This window comes from Acidobacteriota bacterium, from assembly GCA_039683095.1.
GTDB lineage: Bacteria > Acidobacteriota > Aminicenantia > Aminicenantales > Saccharicenantaceae > RBG-16-66-30.
On the sequence record JBDKSB010000012.1, the window covers coordinates 143396 to 160360 of the forward strand.

At 69.1% G+C, this 16965-nt stretch carries 14 protein-coding genes; 7 read left to right on the plus strand and 7 right to left on the minus strand.

Annotated elements, in window-relative coordinates; translation table 11 throughout:
• Positions 1 to 62 precede the first annotated feature (62 nt).
• The 5 genes from ABFD52_08510 to ABFD52_08530 all read left to right on the plus strand — a co-directional run bounded on the left by ABFD52_08510 (position 63) and on the right by ABFD52_08530 (position 7660).
• Positions 63 to 1682 (plus strand): hypothetical protein, encoded by a 1620-nt coding sequence (locus tag ABFD52_08510; GenBank protein MEN6560800.1) that lies wholly within the window; start codon positions 63 to 65, stop codon positions 1680 to 1682.
• Between the two features lie 83 nt (positions 1683 to 1765).
• The gene (locus ABFD52_08515) at positions 1766 to 3895 is read left to right on the plus strand and encodes a sulfatase-like hydrolase/transferase (GenBank protein ID MEN6560801.1); all 2130 of its coding nucleotides are present in this window, start codon (positions 1766 to 1768) and stop codon (positions 3893 to 3895) included.
• 15 nt (positions 3896 to 3910) lie between these two features.
• Complete coding sequence (locus ABFD52_08520; GenBank protein ID MEN6560802.1) at positions 3911 to 4921, plus strand: tetratricopeptide repeat protein; 1011 nt, start codon at positions 3911 to 3913, stop codon at positions 4919 to 4921.
• A complete protein-coding gene (gene ggt, locus ABFD52_08525; protein ID MEN6560803.1) occupies positions 4918 to 6606 on the plus strand; it encodes a gamma-glutamyltransferase in 1689 nt (562 codons plus the stop codon). Before ABFD52_08520 ends, ggt begins: the two co-directional genes overlap by 4 nt.
• Positions 6607 to 6634: 28 nt before the next feature.
• Positions 6635 to 7660 (plus strand): aspartate/glutamate racemase family protein, encoded by a 1026-nt coding sequence (locus tag ABFD52_08530; GenBank protein MEN6560804.1) that lies wholly within the window; start codon positions 6635 to 6637, stop codon positions 7658 to 7660.
• 15 nt (positions 7661 to 7675) lie between these two features.
• Here ABFD52_08530 and ABFD52_08535 read toward each other — a convergent pair whose 3' ends face one another.
• The 4 genes from ABFD52_08535 to hutH form a co-directional block, all read right to left on the minus strand.
• Positions 7676 to 9475 carry an amidohydrolase family protein gene (locus ABFD52_08535; protein ID MEN6560805.1) on the minus strand — a complete coding sequence of 600 codons (1800 nt, stop codon included), beginning with the start codon at positions 9473 to 9475 and terminating at the stop codon, positions 7676 to 7678.
• A gap of 8 nt (positions 9476 to 9483) precedes the next feature.
• Positions 9484 to 10338 (minus strand): SPFH domain-containing protein, encoded by an 855-nt coding sequence (locus ABFD52_08540; protein MEN6560806.1) that lies wholly within the window; start codon positions 10336 to 10338, stop codon positions 9484 to 9486.
• Positions 10339 to 10420: 82 nt separating this feature from the next.
• Positions 10421 to 11137: an SDR family oxidoreductase gene (locus ABFD52_08545; protein MEN6560807.1), complete on the minus strand. Its 717-nt coding sequence runs from the start codon at positions 11135 to 11137 to the stop codon at positions 10421 to 10423.
• A 4-nt stretch (positions 11138 to 11141) separates the two neighbouring features.
• Positions 11142 to 12665, minus strand: a complete 1524-nt coding sequence (gene hutH, locus ABFD52_08550) for a histidine ammonia-lyase (GenBank protein MEN6560808.1) — start codon at positions 12663 to 12665, stop codon at positions 11142 to 11144.
• Between the two features lie 186 nt (positions 12666 to 12851).
• Between hutH and ABFD52_08555 the strand changes: the two genes are divergently transcribed.
• Both ABFD52_08555 and ABFD52_08560 read left to right on the plus strand, forming a co-directional pair.
• Positions 12852 to 13829 (plus strand): NAD-dependent epimerase/dehydratase family protein, encoded by a 978-nt coding sequence (locus ABFD52_08555; protein MEN6560809.1) that lies wholly within the window; start codon positions 12852 to 12854, stop codon positions 13827 to 13829.
• Between the two features lie 115 nt (positions 13830 to 13944).
• Positions 13945 to 14334, plus strand: a complete 390-nt coding sequence (locus ABFD52_08560) for a DUF488 domain-containing protein (GenBank protein ID MEN6560810.1) — start codon at positions 13945 to 13947, stop codon at positions 14332 to 14334.
• Between the two features lie 122 nt (positions 14335 to 14456).
• On the opposite strand, the gene ABFD52_08565 is transcribed toward ABFD52_08560, so the two are convergent.
• The 3 genes from ABFD52_08565 to speE form a co-directional block, all read right to left on the minus strand.
• On the minus strand, positions 14457 to 15458 hold the full coding sequence (locus tag ABFD52_08565) for a uroporphyrinogen decarboxylase family protein (protein MEN6560811.1): 1002 nt from the start codon (positions 15456 to 15458) through the stop codon (positions 14457 to 14459).
• A 149-nt stretch (positions 15459 to 15607) separates the two neighbouring features.
• Positions 15608 to 15856, minus strand: coding sequence for a hypothetical protein (locus tag ABFD52_08570; GenBank protein MEN6560812.1), 249 nt, complete (start codon positions 15854 to 15856; stop codon positions 15608 to 15610).
• Between the two features lie 80 nt (positions 15857 to 15936).
• On the minus strand, positions 15937 to 16794 hold the full coding sequence (gene speE, locus ABFD52_08575) for a polyamine aminopropyltransferase (protein ID MEN6560813.1): 858 nt from the start codon (positions 16792 to 16794) through the stop codon (positions 15937 to 15939).
• Positions 16795 to 16965: the final 171 nt, after the last annotated feature.

Here is a 16965-nt window from a genome sequence, read left to right on the forward strand (position 1 = left end):
GTTCATTCCGGAGGGGGGACCAGCGGGTCCCCCCTCCCATCTTTCCTGAGGATGAGTTCTCCATGATCCAGCCGGCTGCCATCGTCAAGCGGACAGCGGCGCTCCTGGCCGCGCTCCTCCTCCTTCTCGCCCTTCCGGCCCCGGCGCGGGCCGAGGACTGCACGACGGCCGTCGTCTCCGGCGCCGCGACGCCGGACGGCCGCCCCCTGCTCTGGAAGAACAGGGACGTCGACAACCAGGACGTCAAGCTGGCCTACATCTCCGACGGCCCCCTGGCGGCCGTCGCCCTGGTCGACGTGGGCGGCTCCGCCTCCGTCTGGATGGGGGTCAACGAGGCCGGATTCGCCGTCGAGAACTCGAATTCCGAGGATCTCGAGGGGACCTCGAACGGCGGGAACGGATCGTTCATGAGGCAGGCCCTGCTCACCTGCGCGACCGTGGACGCCTTCGAGGCCCTGCTCGTCCAGACGAACGCGACCGGGCGCTCGACCCAGGCCAATTACGGCGTCATCGACGCCTCCGGGGCCGCGGCGATATTCGAGGTCGGCAATCACACCTACCGCAAGTACGACGCGGCCGATCCGGAGGATGCGCCCATGGGGTTCATCGTCCGGACGAACTTCGCCTTCACCGGCGACGGCTCCGGAACGGGCCAGGTCCGCTATGACCGGGGCGTCGAGCTCCTCAACGGGGCGGCCCTGGCGGGCGGCCTGACGCACGACTTCCTGCTCCGGCGCGCGGCCCGCGACCTCAAGAACGACGCCGTCGATCCCTATCCCCTGCCCTACGAGTCCGGGCAGGATGGCCGCCCGGCGGGCTTCATCCGGACCGTCTATTCGATCAACCGGACCTCGACGGCCGCCGCCGCGGTCTTCCGCGGCGTCCGGAGCGGCGAAGAGCCCGGGCTGACGACCATGTGGACGATCCTCGGCGAACCCGTCTGCTCGGTCGCCCTTCCCGTCTGGCCGCTGGCCGGCGCCGTGCCGGCCGGCCTCGGCGGGACGTCGCGGGCCCCCCTCTGCGACGCGGCCATCGTCCGGAAGGGCCTCTGCTACACCCTGCCGACCAGCCCGGATTACATCGACACGAAGGCTCTCGACGACGGCCTCGGCGGCGGCATCTTCGCCTGGACGGCGGCGATCGAAGACTGGGCGCTGGCCCGGGCGGAAGCGGCCCTGTCCGGATGGCGCGAAGCCCCGCCAACGCCTCAGGCGGCCGCCGGATTCCAGGACGAGCTGGCCCGGCAGGCTTATTGGTGCTTCCTGGCCTCGTCCGTCCCCAACGACACTCTTCCGGCGCCGCGGGAGCTGGCCTGCCGCGTGCGCGAGAACCGCTCGCTCATCCTCCGCGAATACGTCCACGTCCTGACCTGGCTCGCCCCGGTCGCGGGATCGCCGGCCGCCTACAGGATCTACGACGTCACCGCAGGCGGCCGGACGCTCTTGGCCGAGGTCCCCGCCGGGACCCTTTCGTATCTCCGGCGGCGAGTGGACCGGACTGCGGGAACGGCCTACGCCGTCCTGGCCGTGGACGCGACGGGAGCCGAGGGCAGCCCGGCCTGCCTCGGGCCCGGCGCCGCGGCCGCGACGGTCGCGGGACCGGCCTCGCGCTCCGTCCGCCCGCGCAAAGCGCTGCAGGGGACGTCGACGGCCCTCCGCAAGCTCGGCCAGGCCGGCGCTTGACGACGCCGCTCCCCTCGCGTGATGAGACGCCGTTTGGCAAGGCCGCATCCTTGTCATACAATAAGGCCCTTCGGACCGGACGCATGAAAGCGCACAGACCGCCGCGGACGTTGCTCATCGCCGCCGCGCTGGCCCTTCTCGCCGGGGCCGTCCGGCCGGGCCGGGCCGAGGGCCGGCGAGCGAACCTGCTGCTCATCACCGTGGACACACTGCGGGCCGACCGGCTGAGCTGCTACGATCCGGCCCATGTCGCCACGCCTGCCATGGACGGGCTCGCGGCCTCGGGCCTGATCTTCGACCGCGCCTTCTCGCACGTCCCGCTGACCCTGCCGGCGCACGCCAGCCTTCTCCTCGGCATGACGCCGCCGGCCCACGGCGTCCGCGACAACGGCCGCTTCGTCGCCGCCGAAGGGTCCTTGACGCTGGCCGAGCTGCTGAAGTCGCACGGCTACGCCACGGCGGCTTTCGTCGGCGGCTATCCCCTGCACTCCCGCTTCGGCCTGGCCCAGGGCTTCGAGGTCTACGACGACCGGTTCGCCGCGGCCCCGGGCCTGGGCCGGGAATTCGCCGAGGCCCCGGCCGGCGCCGTCGCCGACAAGGCCCTGGCCTGGCTCGAGGGCCGGCGCGAGCCCTGGTTCCTCTGGGCCCACTTCTACGATCCGCACGATCCCTACGACCCGCCGGAGCCGTACCGGTCGCGGTTCAAGGACGCCCCCTACGACGGCGAGGTGGCCTACGTCGACGCGACGATCGGCCGCCTCCTGGCCCGCCTCCGGGACCTCGGCCTGCAGGGAAGGACGGTGATCGTTCTGACCGGGGACCATGGCGAATCCCTCGGCGACCACGGCGAGCTGACGCACGGCTTCCTGGCCTGCAACTCGACGCTGTGGGTGCCGCTTGTCATCGCCGCGCCGGCCGTCCGGCCCGGCCGGACCGGCGAAGTCGTCTCCCACATCGACGTCTTCCCGACCGTCTGCGATCTCCTGGCCATCCCCAAGCCCGCCGGGCTCGAAGGACGGTCGCTAGCTCCCGCCCTGGCCGGCCGGAAGCTGGCGCCCGCGCCGGTCTACTTCGAGTGCCTCTCGCCCTACTACGGCCGGGGCTGGGCGCCCCTGCGCGGTTTTCTCGACGGGCGCATGAAGTTCGTCGATTCGCCCGTGCCCGAGCTCTACGATCTCCGCGGCGACTTCGGCGAGGCCCGCAACCTGGCCGCCGGCCGGGACCTGTCGGCCTACCGCAAGGCCCTGGCGCGGCTGGCCCGGGAGGATATGCCGGTCGGCGGTTCCGGGACGGGGGCCAAGCTCGACGCGGCGGCCGTCGAGCGGCTGCGCAGCCTGGGCTACGCGGCCGGGCCGGCCGCGCCGAAGAAGGCCGCCTTCGGACCGGCCGATGACGTCAAGGCGCTCCTCCCCCATCACACCAAGGCCATGCGGGCCCTCGTCCTGAGCCGCGATGGCCGGGCCGGTGAGGCCGTCAGGATGCTCCAGGAGGTCATCGCGGCCCGGCCGGATCTCGATGTCGCCCGGGTCAACCTGGCCCTCGTCTACGAAGCCGCGGGCCGGACCGGCGAGGCCCGGCAGGTGCTCATGGAAAGCCTCCGCGCCCTGCCTGAAAGCTACGACGTTTTCGCCCACGCCGCGAGCTTTCTCATCGCGGCCGGCGAGTTCCGTGAGGCCGCCTCGCTCATCGAATCCCGTTCCCTGCCGCAGATGGAGAGCGACCCGAAGATCTGGGTCGACCTCGGGCTCTGCTGCAGGAACCTGAAGGATTATGCCAAGGCCAGGACCGCCTATGAAGCGGCCCTGGCCGTCGACCCGACGTATCCCGTCGTCTATAACAACCTGGGGACGCTCGAGCTCGCCCTCCTCGAGGAAGGCCGCGATCCCGGCGCGGCCGGGAAGGCCGCGGCCCACTTCGAGAAGGCCATCGCCCTCGATCCCGGCTACGCCGCCGCCTATTACGGGCTGGGCCAGGCGCGCTACCGGGCCGGACGCCTCGACGAGGCCATCGCCGCCATGACGGCGGCCGCCGCCCTCGATCCCGGGCTTCTGGACGCCAAGTTCTATCTGGGCCTGGCCCTTTACCGGCAGAAGCGCTTCGCCGAGGCCCTCGGCCCGCTCGTAGCCTACCGGGAGAAGGCCGGGAGCGATCTCGACGCCGCCGACCTGAGGAAGCTCGACGGGATAATCGCGGAATGCCGAGCCCGGAAATGAAACATGGAGGTTGACATGCGTTGCTGCTCACGCCGCGCGGCCGTCCTCGCGGCGGCTGTCGCTCTGGCCTTCGCCTGCGCCCTGACGGCCGCCCCGCCGCTCGCGGCCCAGGAGAACATCGGCCGCGGCCGGATCACCGGCCAGGTCGTCGACGAGACGGGCCAGCCACTGGCCGGGGCGAAGATCGTGGTCCAGATCGTCGACGGGACGACCCGGCTCGAAGGGATGTCGGACAAGAAGGGCCGCTTCGCCGTGGCCGGCATGGGCACGGGACGGTGGCGCGTCACGGCGACCCTCGAAGGCCATGCCGACTCGTTCGTCGAGATGTCCATCAGCCAGGTCCGGCCCAATCCGGCCGTCACGCTGACGCTGAAGAGCGCCGGCGGCCGGGGGTTCCAGGCCGACCCCGAGAGCCTGGCCGCCCTCGACCGGGCCACCGCCCTCGAAAAGGAGGGCCGGCTCGACGAGGCCCTGGCCGAGCTCGAGGGCTTCCTTCGGAAGTACCCGGACATCTTCCAGGTCCGGACCAACCTCGGCGCCATCCGCCTCGAGAAGGGCGACCTGGCCGGCGCCGAAGCCGAGTTCCGGGCCGTCCTGGACGCGACCGCCGGGGCGGCGGGCCAGCTGCCCAAGGACAAGGCCTCGGCCGCCCGCGCCTTGACCGGCCTGGGCGAGGTCGCGCTCAAGAAGGACGACCTCGGGACCGCGGTCCGGTCCTTCAGCGACGCCCTGGCCCTCTCGCCCGACGACGAGGCCGCGGCCTACAACGTCGGCGAGATCCTGTTCTCGAACCAGAGGATCGACGAGGCCATCAGCTACTTTGAAATGGCCATCCGGATCAACAAGGATTGGCCCCGGCCCTATCACAAGCTCGGGTTCGTCCATCTCAACAAGGGCGAATACGACCAGGCCCTCGAGTTCTTCCGTAAGTTCCTCGAGCTCGACCCCGAGGGCCCGGAGGCGCCCGCCGTCAAGAACGTCATGGAGGCCATTGCCAAGATGAAAAAGTCCGGAGAGCCCCGATGATCGCCGGGGGATCCTTTGTCCGCCGGGCGGCCGGTCCGGCCGCCGTCCTCCTCCTCGGCCTGTCGGCCGCCTGCGCCGGGAGCCGGCCGGTCGGTCCGGGCGACGTCGTGGCCGGCCGGGCCATGGTCGCCTCGGCCCACCCCGCCGCCACGGCCGTCGGCCTCGAGATCCTCAAGAAGGGCGGCAACGCCGTCGATGCCGCCGTGGCCACGGCTTTCGCCCTGAGCATGGCCGAGCCGAACGCCTCGGGCGTCGGGGGCGGCGGCTTCATGATCATCAAGATGGCCGGCCAGCCCGGGGCGGTCATGATCGATTACCGGGAGACGGCCCCCCGCAACGCGACGCCGGAATATTACTACGGGGCGGGCCCGTCCTTCGACGCCCGGACGGCCGAGGGGCCGGACGCGGTCGGCGTGCCCGGGCTGGTCGCCGGCGCCGCCCTGGCCCTGGACAAGTACGGCACGATGAGCCTGGCCCGGGTCCTCGAACCGGCCATCCGGCTCTGCCGGGAGGGCGTCACGGTCAGCCCGAAGCTCAACGGGATGATCGTCGAGAACATGGAAAAGATCCAGAAATACCCGGCCGCGGCGGCCATCTACCTGCCGGACGGCCTGCCGGCCGAGCCAGGGGCCGTGCTTCGCAACGAGGACCTGGCCGTGACGCTGGAGAGGATCGCGGCCGGCGGGCCGCGCGTCTTCTACGAAGGCCCGACGGCCGAGGCTGTCGCCGCCGAGCTCCGGCGGCTGGGCGGGGTCATGGAGGCCGCGGACCTAGCCGGCTACCGGGCCAAGCTCCGGACACCCGTCACCGGGACCTACCGCGGCTACGAGATCCTGTCGGCGGCGCCGCCGACGGGCGGCGGCACCCACCTCGTCGAGCTCCTGAACATCATCGAGGGCTTCGACGTGAAAAGCATGGGTCCGGGGAGCGCCCGGCTCATCCACGTCCTGGCCGAGGCCATGAAGATGATCTACGCCGACAAGGCCGTCAATTCCGGCGACCCCGACGTTTTCGACATCCCCGTGGCCGCACTGACCGACAAGGCCTACGCCGCCAGGCTGCGGGACCGGATCGTCGAGGCGAAGGCCCGCTTCGATTACGCCCCGCCTTCGCTCGTCGGCAGGGAGAGCGAGAGCACCTCCCACCTGTCCGTCGCCGACGAGAAGGGCAACGTCGTCGCCCTGACCCAGAGCATCAACAGCTTCTTCGGCTCGGGCGTCGTCGTCCCCGGCACGGGCATCATCCTCAACAATCACCTGGCTGATTTCGACAGCCAGGCCGGCGGCCCGAACGCCATCGGCCCGGGCCGGCGCCCGGCCAGCAGCATCGCCCCGACGGTGGTCTGCCGGTCCGGGAAGCCGGTCCTGGTCCTGGGCTCGCCCGGCGCGGCCCGGATCGTTTCGGCCCTGGCCCAGATCGTCATCAACTTCGTCGATTTCGGCATGGGCCTGGACGAAGCCATCGAGGCGCCGCGGGTGCACTGCCTGACAAAAACCCTGGCCGTCGAGGGGCGCATCCCCGGCGAGGTCGTCAAGACGCTCGAGTCCTGGGGGCACAAGGTCAAGGTCTATCCGGACTGGGACAACTATTTCGGGGGAGCCCAGGGGATCTTTCTCGACGCCCGGGCCGGGAGGATCTGCGGCGCGGCCGACTCCCGCCGGGACGGCGCGGCCGCGGGCTATTGAGATCTCGAAACGAACGGAGGCTGATATCATGAAAAGATCGACGGCTTCGATCCTGACGCTTTTCGCGGCCCTGGCCGCGTTCTCCTGCGCCAAACCGGCGAAAAGCCGCGAGGCCCTGATCGAGGAGGTCCTGTTAAAGAAGCAGGACGTCACCATCGTGGTCACGGACTCGGGACTGGGCGGGTTGTCGGTCGCGGCCGACATCGCCGCCCGGCTGCCGGGCAGCGGCGTCTTTCGCCGGGCCCGCATCGTTTTCTACAACGCCCTCTTCGACAACCTCGGCTACAACGGCTTGGCCTCCGAAGCCGAGAAGGACCGCATCTTCGACGTCGTTCTCCGGGCCATGAAAAAGCGCTACCGGCCCGACATCCTGCTCATCGCCTGCAACACCCTGTCGGTCGTCTACGACCGGACGGCCTTCTCCCGAAAAGCGCCCTTCCCGGTGGTCGGCATCGTCGATACGGGCGTCGACCTCATCGCCCGGCAATTCGAAAAGACCCCCGGGGCCACGGCCATCCTCTTCGGGACGAAGACCACGATCGAGAACGAAGCGCACAAGAAGGCCCTCGTGGCCCGGGGGTTCCCGGCCGAACGGATCGTCGGCCAGGCCTGCCACAAGCTGGCCGGGGCGATCGAGCGGGGCATCGCGACGGAGGAGACGGTGGGTTACATCCGCCGGTTCGTGGACGAGGCCCTGGCCAAGACCGGCCCCGCCGCCGGGCCCCTGTTCGCCAGCTTCAACTGCACCCACTACGGCTACGCCCGGCAGCAGTTCGCCGAGGCCTTCGCCGCGGCCGGGCGCCCGGGGATCGAGCTCCTCGATCCCAACCCGCTCATGGGCGACGTCCTCTTCCGGCCGGCCTATCTCCACAGGCATCCGCGGACTGAGGTGGCCGTCGAGGTCGTCTCCAAGCTGGAGATCACCGAGCAGGAACGCGGGGCCATCGGGCCGCTCCTCGAAGCGGTCTCCCCGGCCGTGGCCGCGGCCTTCCGGAACTACACCCTCGACCCGAAGCTCTTCGAGGTCGCCTTCGAGCGGCCGAAGAAGAAATAGGACTCCGGGCGCCGGTCAGCGGCCGAGGACCTTCCCGGCCAGCGTCCCGGTGAAATTCCCGCCGTCGAGGACCATCCGGCCGTTGATGAGGAGATGGCGGACCCCCCGGCTGAGCCGGTGCGGGGCCGAGATCGAGGACGGCACGGCGATCCCCTTGAGGTCGAGGACGACGATGTCGGCCGCCGCGCCCTCGGCGATCCGCCCCCGGTCTGGCCAGTTCATGATATCGGCCGGGAGCGACGTCTGGGAGCGGATGGCCTGGGCCAGCGTCAGGACCTTGCGTTCCAGGGCGTATCTCTGGATCTTGTAGAGGAACGTCGAGTAGGAGCGGGGATGCGGCCGGTCGACCCCGTAGACGGGCAGGATGCCGTCGCTGCCCGTGGCCACGTAGTCCTTCTTCATGACGGCCTCGATGTCCGGCTCGCACATGTTGAAGGGGACGGCCAGCGTCCCGGCCAGCTCCAGCTCGATGGCCGTGTCGACGACCGTCTTGTTCCGCAGGGCGGCGACGGCCGCCAGGGACTTCCCTTCGATCGACTCGTCGGCCGCGATGGCGATGATCATGTTCTCCGCGCCGACATCGTCGTAATAGGCCTGGATGGCGGCGCGGATGGCCCGGGCCTCCTCCGGCTGGCCCAGGCGCCGGACGAAGAGGGCCCGTTCCCTCTCGTTCGCGGCTCCCCGCGTCCGTCCCTCGAGTACGGCCGCCGCGACGAGGTCGACGAAGCGGTCCCGCGGCAGGCCGTTCAGGAAAGCGAGGTGTGGCGGCGACAGCGGGACCCAGGGCGTGCACTTGGCGTAAAGCTCGAGCAGCTCGGCGTCGCGGATATGGGCGAAGGCCCGGCTCAGATCGGCCGTCCCGAGGCCCGGCTCGCCGCCGCGCCAGGCCTCGGCCGGAACGAGCGGCGAGTACGGCTCGGTGTTGGAGAAGCGGTAGGGGTATTGGTCGGCCGTGATCTTGAGCCCGCGGGCCCGGGCCGCCTCGATCAGGCGCATGGCCTCCCCGACCAGGCCCCAGTTGGCCCGGCGCATGACCTTGAAGTGGGAGATGTTGGCCCGCACGCCGGCCCCTTCGGCTATGGCGATGCACTCCCCGACGGCCTCGAGCAAACGGCCACGCTCGTTGCGGACGTGGGAGTGGTAGATGCCGCCGTATGGGGCGATGACCTTGACCAGCTCGAGGATCTCGTCGGTCTTGGCGTAAAGGCCGGGCCGGTAGATGAGCCCGGTCGAGAGGCCGACGGCGCCCTGCTCCATGGCCTCTTTGACCAGGGCTTTCATCCGCCCGAGCTCGTCCGGCGTCGGCGCCCGGTCCTCCATGCCCATGACGAGCTGGCGGACCTGGCCATGGCCGACGAGCAGGGCGATGTTCAGGCCGACGCCCTCGTCCGTGAAGCGCCGGATCTGGTCGGAGGCCTTCTCGAAGATGGGCCAGGCGCTCGAGCCGCACTGCCCGGCGACGAGCGTCGTCACGCCCTGGGTCAGGTAGCCCAGCGGGGCCCGGTGCTCGGGAAAGACCAGGGCCCGGTCGACGTGGGTGTGGAGGTCGATGAAGCCCGGCGCGACGTAGAGGCCGCGGGCATCGATCGTCCGGGCGGCCGGGCCACGTAGGGACGGCGCGACCCGGACGATGCGGCCGTCCTTGACCGCGATGTCGGCCCGGAAGGCCGGCTTCAGCGACCCGTCGAGGACGAGGCCGTTCTTGATGAGGATGTCGAAGTCCGGGCCGGCGGCGGCCAGCCGGTTCGGGGCGCCGGCGGCCAGGCCGAGCGCCAGGGCCAGGAGGACGGAGAGGCGAACGGGGCGGCGTTCCATCGAACCCCCTATTTCTTCAGCGGGACGATCCCGGCCATCTCGCCGATGACGTTGACCAGATCCTTGTCCGAAGGCACGATGATCTTGGCGTTGGCTTGAAGCGCGGTCTCCAGGGCCTGGAGGCGGCGCAGGATCTGGGCGTTTCCGACGAAGTACTTCTCGGCCGCCTCGTTGACCAGCCGGATGGCCTCGGCCTCGCCCTGAGCCTCGAGGATCTTGGCCTGGCGGACGCCCTCGGCCTTCTTGATCTCGGCCCGGCGGTCGCCGTCGGCCGACGTTTCCTTGGCCGTGGCGAAGTCGATGGCGGCGATCTTCTCGTTCTCGGCCTTGACGACCTTGTTCATCGTCTCCTGGACGTCCTTGGGCGGGTCGATCTCCTTGAGCTCGGTCCGGACGATGTCGATGCCCCAGCGCGCCGTCTCTGTGGACAGGGTCTTGAGCAGCTCCTCGTTGATCTTGCCCCGCTCGCTGTTGGCCGATTTCAGGGTCAGGGTGCCGATGATGTTGCGCAGGGTCGTCCGGGCCAGGTTGACGATCTGCCACTGGAAGTTGTTGACGTGGTACTGGGAGGCCTTGACGCTGGCCTCGTCCTCCTTGACCCGGAAGTAGACCTGGGCGTCGACGCGGGCGTTGAGGTTGTCGTTGGTGATGATCTCCTGGGGCGCGGCGTCGACCATCATCTCGGTGATGTTGATCTGGCGCAGCTGTTCGACGACCGGGATGACCCAGTTGAATCCGGGCGTCGCGAAACGTTGGTACTTGCCCAGCCGCTCGACCAGGCCGCGGTGGGTCGGCCGGACGATGCGGATGCCAAGAAGAAAGATGAAGACGACCAGGCCGGCGATCCAAAGATAAACAGCCATTTGCATTTGTCTCCTCCCTGCGATGACGCGCTTTTCAGACTTTATCGCCGCCCTTCCGGAAAGTCAACCAAGAGGGGGTCGGCTACATCTTCCAGGTGCCGGCGACGATGAGGTTCGCCCCGGTCATCGCCGCCGCCTTGTCCGAGGCGCAGTAGGCCACAGCCCCGGCGACGTCCTCGAAGGTTCCGATCTGGGACTCCGAGACGTTCTTCAGGGAAGGCATGGCGCCGCCCCGGATGAGCCCGGGCGAGACCATGTTGATCGTGATCCCGTTCACGATCTCGGCCGCTGCGGCGGTCCGCGTCAGGGTGAGCAGGCCGGTCTTGGCCACGGCGTAGGCGGCGATGGTGGGGAAGGCGCCGAGATGCTCGGCCCGGCTGTAGCCGATGTTGACGATCCTCCCCCACTTCCGCCTGCGCATGCCGGGCAGGGCCGCCTTCAGGCAGAAGTAAGGCCCGAGCAGGTTGCCCCGGAGGGCCTTGTCCCAATCGGCGACCTCCAGCTGGTCCCAGGGCTTGACCAGGAAGGGCCCGACGTTGTTGACCAGGATGTCGACCCGGGCGAACCGCTCCTCGACCTTCTTGATCAGGCCGGCGGCCTGGGCCTTCTTGGTCAGGTCGGCCCGGAAGACGGCCGAGAGCTTGCCCTTCTCGCGGATGGCCGCGGCCAGCTCCTGGGCCTCCTCGCGCCTGCTGAAATAGTGGACGGCCACGCCGGAGACGTCCTCGGCCAGCCGCAGGGCGATGGCTCGGCCGATGCCGCGGCTGGCCCCGGTGACGAGGGCGATGCGCAGGCTCATGGCGTCACGCCAGGGTCCCGACGGCCTTCTCGACCGCGTCCAGGATCTCCCCGGACGCCACGACCTCCTTGAGCGCGTTGATGTCGTTGTAAAGGGGCCGGTCCTCTTCGAGGCGCGCGACGTGCTTGCGGATGACGTCGTAGGCGGCCTGGGTGCCCTTCCCGGGCCGGACCGGCTTGCGGAAATCGAGGGCCTGGGCCCCGGCCATGAACTCGATGGCCAGGACGGCCTGGGCGTTGTCGAGGATCTGGCGGGTCTTGAGGGCCGTGGTCATGCCCATGCTGACGAAGTCCTCCTGGTCCGCGGCGGCCGGGATGGAGCCGGTGGCGGCCGGATGGGACAGGACGCGGTTCTCGCAGACGAGGGCCCCGGCCGTGTACTGGCTCAGCATCAGGCCCGAGAACATGCCCGCGCCCTTGGTCAGGAAGGCCGGCAGGCCGGCGCTGAGATGCGGGTTCATCAGCCGGTTGTGGCGGCGCTCGGACAGGACCGCGATCGTGGTCACGGCGGTGCCGAGGAGCTCGAGCGGGAAGGCCATGGGCACGCCCTGGAAATTGGCCCCGGTCAGGACGAGCTGCTCGTCGGGGAAGAAGACCGGGTTGTCGGCCGCGCCGTTGATCTCGATCTCGATCATGTAGCGGGCCCACTTGAGGGCGTCGCGGCCGGCGCCGACGACCTGGGGTGTGCTGCGAAGGCTGTAGGCGTCCTGGACCTTCTTGCCCGGCTGGGCCAGGAGCTCGCTTCCCTCGGTGATGCGGCGGACGTTGGCCGCCGATTCCAGCGCGCCGGGATAGCCGCGGGTCTTGTGGAGGCGCTCGTCGTAGGCCTTCATGTTGGCGTTGAGGGCCTCGAGGGTCATGGCCGCGGCGATCTCGGAAGCCTTGAGCCAGCGGTGGACGTCGTAAACGGTCAGCGCGGCCATGCCGGCGATGACGTTCGAGCCGTTGATCATGGCCAGGCCGTCCCGGGCGTGGAGGACGAGCGGCGTGATGCCGGCCCGCTTGAGGGCCTCGGCCCCGGGCAGGCGCTCGCCCTTGTAGAAAGCCTCGCCCTCGCCCATCGGGACCAGGGCCATCTGGGCCATCGGCGAGAGGTCACCGCAGGCGCCGACCGAGCCCTTCTCGCACATGACCGGGGTGACGCCCTTGTTGAGGAGCTCAGCCAGGGTCTCGGTGACGACCGGCCGGAGCCCGGAGTGGCCGTGGCAGTGGCAGTTGATGCGGCCGAGGATGGCCGCCCGGACGATGTCTTCGGGCATGGGCTGGCCGTAGCCCGCGGCATGGCTGTAGATGAGGTAGCGCTGGAACTTCTCGACCTGCTCCTGGGTCAGGACGACGTTGGCCAGCTCGCCGATGCCCGTATTGACGCCGTACATGATCTCTTTCTTCTGGATCTTGTCCTCGAGCAGGGCCCGGCATTTCTCGATGCGCTTCTTGGCCTCCGGGTCCAGGGCGACGGGGACGCGGCCGCGCGCCACCTCGACGACCCTCTCGACGGTCAGACCCGTGCCGGTCAGGTTGATAGCCATGGGGAGAGCCTCCTCGGAGTGATGGTCAGGATCGCGACTCATGGTGAGCCCTATCACTTTAACCGAAGTCCGGGAAGGGGTCAAACCCGGGGGCCGGCTGGCCCGGCCCGGCCGTGTTGCCGTCCGGCGGCCGCTGTGCTATTAATAGCATTCTGTATTCGATCGATCGCGAGCGGAGATACGCCGATGACCAAAGAGACCAAGCGCATTCTTATCACGGGCGCGGCCGGACAGATAGGGTCCGAGCTGGCCAGGGCCCTGCGGGCCAGACACGGCGACGCCAACGTCGTCGTCACCGACCTGTTCCGCCCCAAGGGCGAGCTGGCCGAGGCCGGCCCCTTCGAGCTCCTCGACGTCACGGACGCCGGGGCCCTCGACGCCGCTCTCGGCAGGCACCGGATCGACACGGTCTACCACCTGGCCGCCCTCCTCTCGGCGACCGGCGAGAAGAACCCCCAGAAGGCCTGGCACGTCAACATGGCCGGCCTCTACAACGTCCTCGAGGCCGCCCGGGCCCGCAACCTCGTCCGCGTGTATACGCCGAGCTCCATCGCCGCCTTCGGGCCCGCGACCCCCCGGGTCATGACGCCGCAGGACACCATCCTCAGCCCCACGACCATGTACGGCGTCACCAAGGTCGCCGGCGAGCATCTCTGCGATTATTATGTCCGGAAGTACGGCCTCGACGTCCGCGGCTGCCGCTACCCCGGCATCATCAGCCACCTGACCCTGCCCGGCGGCGGGACGACCGACTACGCCGTGGCCATCTTCTACGACGCCGTCAGGACCGGCCGCTACACCTGCTTCCTCCGCGAGGACACGCGGCTGCCGATGATGTACATGCCCGACTGCCTTAAGTGCACGCTCGACCTCATGGACGCGGACTTCGCCCGGCTCAAGCACCATTCGAATTTCAACGTGACGGCCATGAGCTTCTCGGCCGGCGAGCTGGCCGCCGAGATCCGCAAGCACATGCCGTCGTTCGAGATCCGCTACGCGCCGGATTTCCGGCAGGCCATAGCCGACTCCTGGCCCGAGTCCATCGACGACAGCGCGGCCCGGGCCGAGTGGGGCTGGAGGCCGGGCTACGACATGGCGGCGATGACCGTGGACATGCTCGCCGCGCTGGGGGCCCGCCAGGCGGCGGGCTTGCTGGGCGCCTGAATCGCCTCTTGCGGCTTCGCGGGCTTCCGCTTAGGTCGAGCCGCGATAAATAGTTCGAGGGCTTCCCAGGCCCGGCGGCATATAATGAAGGCGGACCGCAGAGGAGGGGATCGTCATGGACGTCAAGCTGAAACGCGCCTATGAACCGCCGGACAAGTCAGACGGCTTGCGGCTCCTCGTCGAACGCCTGTGGCCCCGAGGCCTGACCAAGGAGAAAGCGGCGATCGACGAGTGGTTCAAGGAGGTCGCCCCCAGCCCGGAGCTCCGAACGTGGTACGGCCACGACCCCGCGAAGTGGAGGGAGTTCCGCCGGCGCTATCGGGGCGAGCTTCGGGCCAATGCCGAGGAGGTCAACCGGCTGAGGGCGCGGATCGGAAAAGGTCCGGCAACGTTCGTTTACGCGGCCAAGGACGAACAACGCAACAGCGCCGTCATCCTGCGGGACTACCTGGCTTCCGCCGACTCGCCGGGAGCCCGAGCCCGGCGGCGAACTGCGCCGCGCTGACGATCGACCGGAGCAGCGGCAAACCGGCGGTCACCATGGCCTGAAAGGACCGCGCCGTCACGGGATCGGCCTGCCGTCGCCGCAGGAGAAGAAGCCGCAGCGCTCGCGGGCGGCCGGCCGTGTCAGATCCGGGTGATGACGTCTGCGCCGAGGTCCGCCTCGCAGCGGAACATCTCCGCCGCGGCCGCGGGATTGATGCCGGCGAAGATGCTGTTGCAGGTCGAGATCATGTACCCGCCGCCGGGCGAGCCCTGGCCGAGGCATCGCACGACCTCGTCCCGCACGGCGGCCAGATCCCGGCCGCAGAGGACGCGGACATCGATATTGCCCACAAGGACGAGATCGCGGCCGTACTCCCGCTTGATCCGCGCCAGATCCATTCCCGCCGCCGGCTCGAGCCCGTGTATGCCGGCAAACCCGGCCTCGATCGCCATCGGCAGCAACGGCTCGATATTCCCGTCGCTGTGCCAGACGACCGGCGCCTTCGCTTCCCGGACGATGCGGCGATGGCAGGGCAGGACCATTTCCCGCCACAGGCGCGGGGAGATCATCGGCCCGTTCTTGTGCGCGGCGTCGTCGCCGAGGACAAGGACTTCCGCCCCCAGCCTCACGGCTTCGCGGAAGACGGCCAGGCACCATTCCGTGCGGGCCTCGAGCAGCGCGGCGACGAATCCCGGTTCGTCCGCCAGGCGCAGGAAGAATCGCCCGAATCCCATGGCCATGTAGGCCGCCATGAACGGGCCGATATGGGAGCCGTAGATGAGGCAATGGTCGGGATGGCGCGCCCTGAGGGCCGAGATGCGCCCCCCGTCGAAAAGGCGTCCGGCCAGGGCCGCGGGCGGGCTGAAGCGCTCGAGATCGGCCTCCGTTTCGACGGCACCGTCCACGTAAACGCCTCCCTGCCAGACGCGTCCCCACTCGTCCACGCCGTCCTTGCCGGCGCTCGCGCCGAGCTGGACCGAACTCGGCATCATCAGGCAATCCTGGCCCATGTTGACGTATGCTTCGGTCTGATCGCCCTGCCCCAACTCGTCGAAAAGGGCGTCGATCCAGACTTCGAACCGGGGCACCCGGTCGGGGATCCTGTGGTCCAGGGCGGCGAGGACTCGTTCCCGGGGGGTCATTGTTTACCACCGATCCAGCCCCTGATGGCCTTGGTTTCCATCTTGCCCCGGACGCGGATAAAGCGGGTGGCACGCCCGGGTGAGACGGCGGGCAGGTCGACAATTCGTCTGATCATGCATTTCCTCATGGGTCGAAGATGCGCCTGGTTTTACAAGAGAAGCTTTCCACGTAGTGTCGAAATTGATGAACTCCGCGCAGTCCATCCGCTCGAGCCCCGCTCAAGAGCCAGAAAGGGCCGCTCGTAGAGGTCCGCCCCGCTGGCACGATGCCCCAGGTAGCGCTGGGGATCCACCGCGGACGCTTTCGTGTCGATCAGGACGAATTTGGCGATCAGGACGGCCGCGCTCCCCGCGATCATCAGTCCGAGCCCGGCCAGGATGAGCCATCTCGTGGTCATGATGCGGCGTCCTTTCCGCGGCCGGGCACCGGGTGCGCTCCGGGACCCCGTCGGCGAACTCCACCTCGGGTCCCGAGCCCCTATTTCCCCTTCTTCAGCCGTTCGGCCAGGAAATTCGGCAGGGCGAAGGCCGCCCGGTACACGTCGGGATTGAAATATCTCAAACCGTCGGGGATGTAGAGCGTCCGGACCTTGCCCGGGTCGACCGCGTCCGAAAGGAAGTTGTAGCACCACGTGCCGACCGGGTAGGTCGGGACCGGCCCGAGGTAAAGCGGCGAGTGGCGGAAGATCTTTTTCAGGAAGACGCTCTTCCGGGCGTGGGACTCCAGGTGCAGCATGAGCGAGCCGGCCTGGGCGGCGATGATGCCGCCGGGATTGAGCTTGGCCTTGAGCTTGCGGTAGAAGGCCTCCTGATGGAGGACCGTCGACGGCCCGACGGGGTCCGAGGAATCGACGAGGATGACGTCGAACTTCTGCCGCACCTCGTCGATGAAGACGTTGCCGTCCGCGACGACGAGCTCGGCCCGCGGGTCGCGGAAAGTCGACCGGAGCCAGGGGAAGTGCTCGCGGCAGGCCTCGATGACCTTGCCGTCGATCTCGACGAGCCAGGCCTTCTTCACCGGGTGCTTGAGGACCTCGCGCAGGGCCCCGCCGTCGCCGCCCCCGATGATGAGCACCTGGGCCGGCCGGGGATGGGAGGCCAGGGCCGGGTGGACGAGCATCTCGTGGTAGTAGAACTCGTCGCGCTCGGTCGTCTGGACAAGGCCGTCGAGGAACAGGATCCGGCCGTAATCCTTGTTGCGGATGATCTCGATCCGCTGGAACTTGGACCGGCCCTCGTAAAGGACGTCCTTCACGGTGAAGAAGATGCCGGAGGCGCCGGTCTGGTATTCCCGGGCCTCGGTTTTCCTGGCATTGAGCGATTTGGCCGTCTTCATGTTGTCCTCCCCGGCTGCCTCCCGGCCTTCTTCCGAACGGCTCGGCCGGCAGACGGCCCGCCAATCATAGCACATTCGCCGCCGGGCGACAGGCCCGGACGAGCGTTTTTTGCCTCCAAAACCGGGTGCCGTGCCCTGAAGGCTTTCCCCGGATTTTCAGCTTGTTGATTT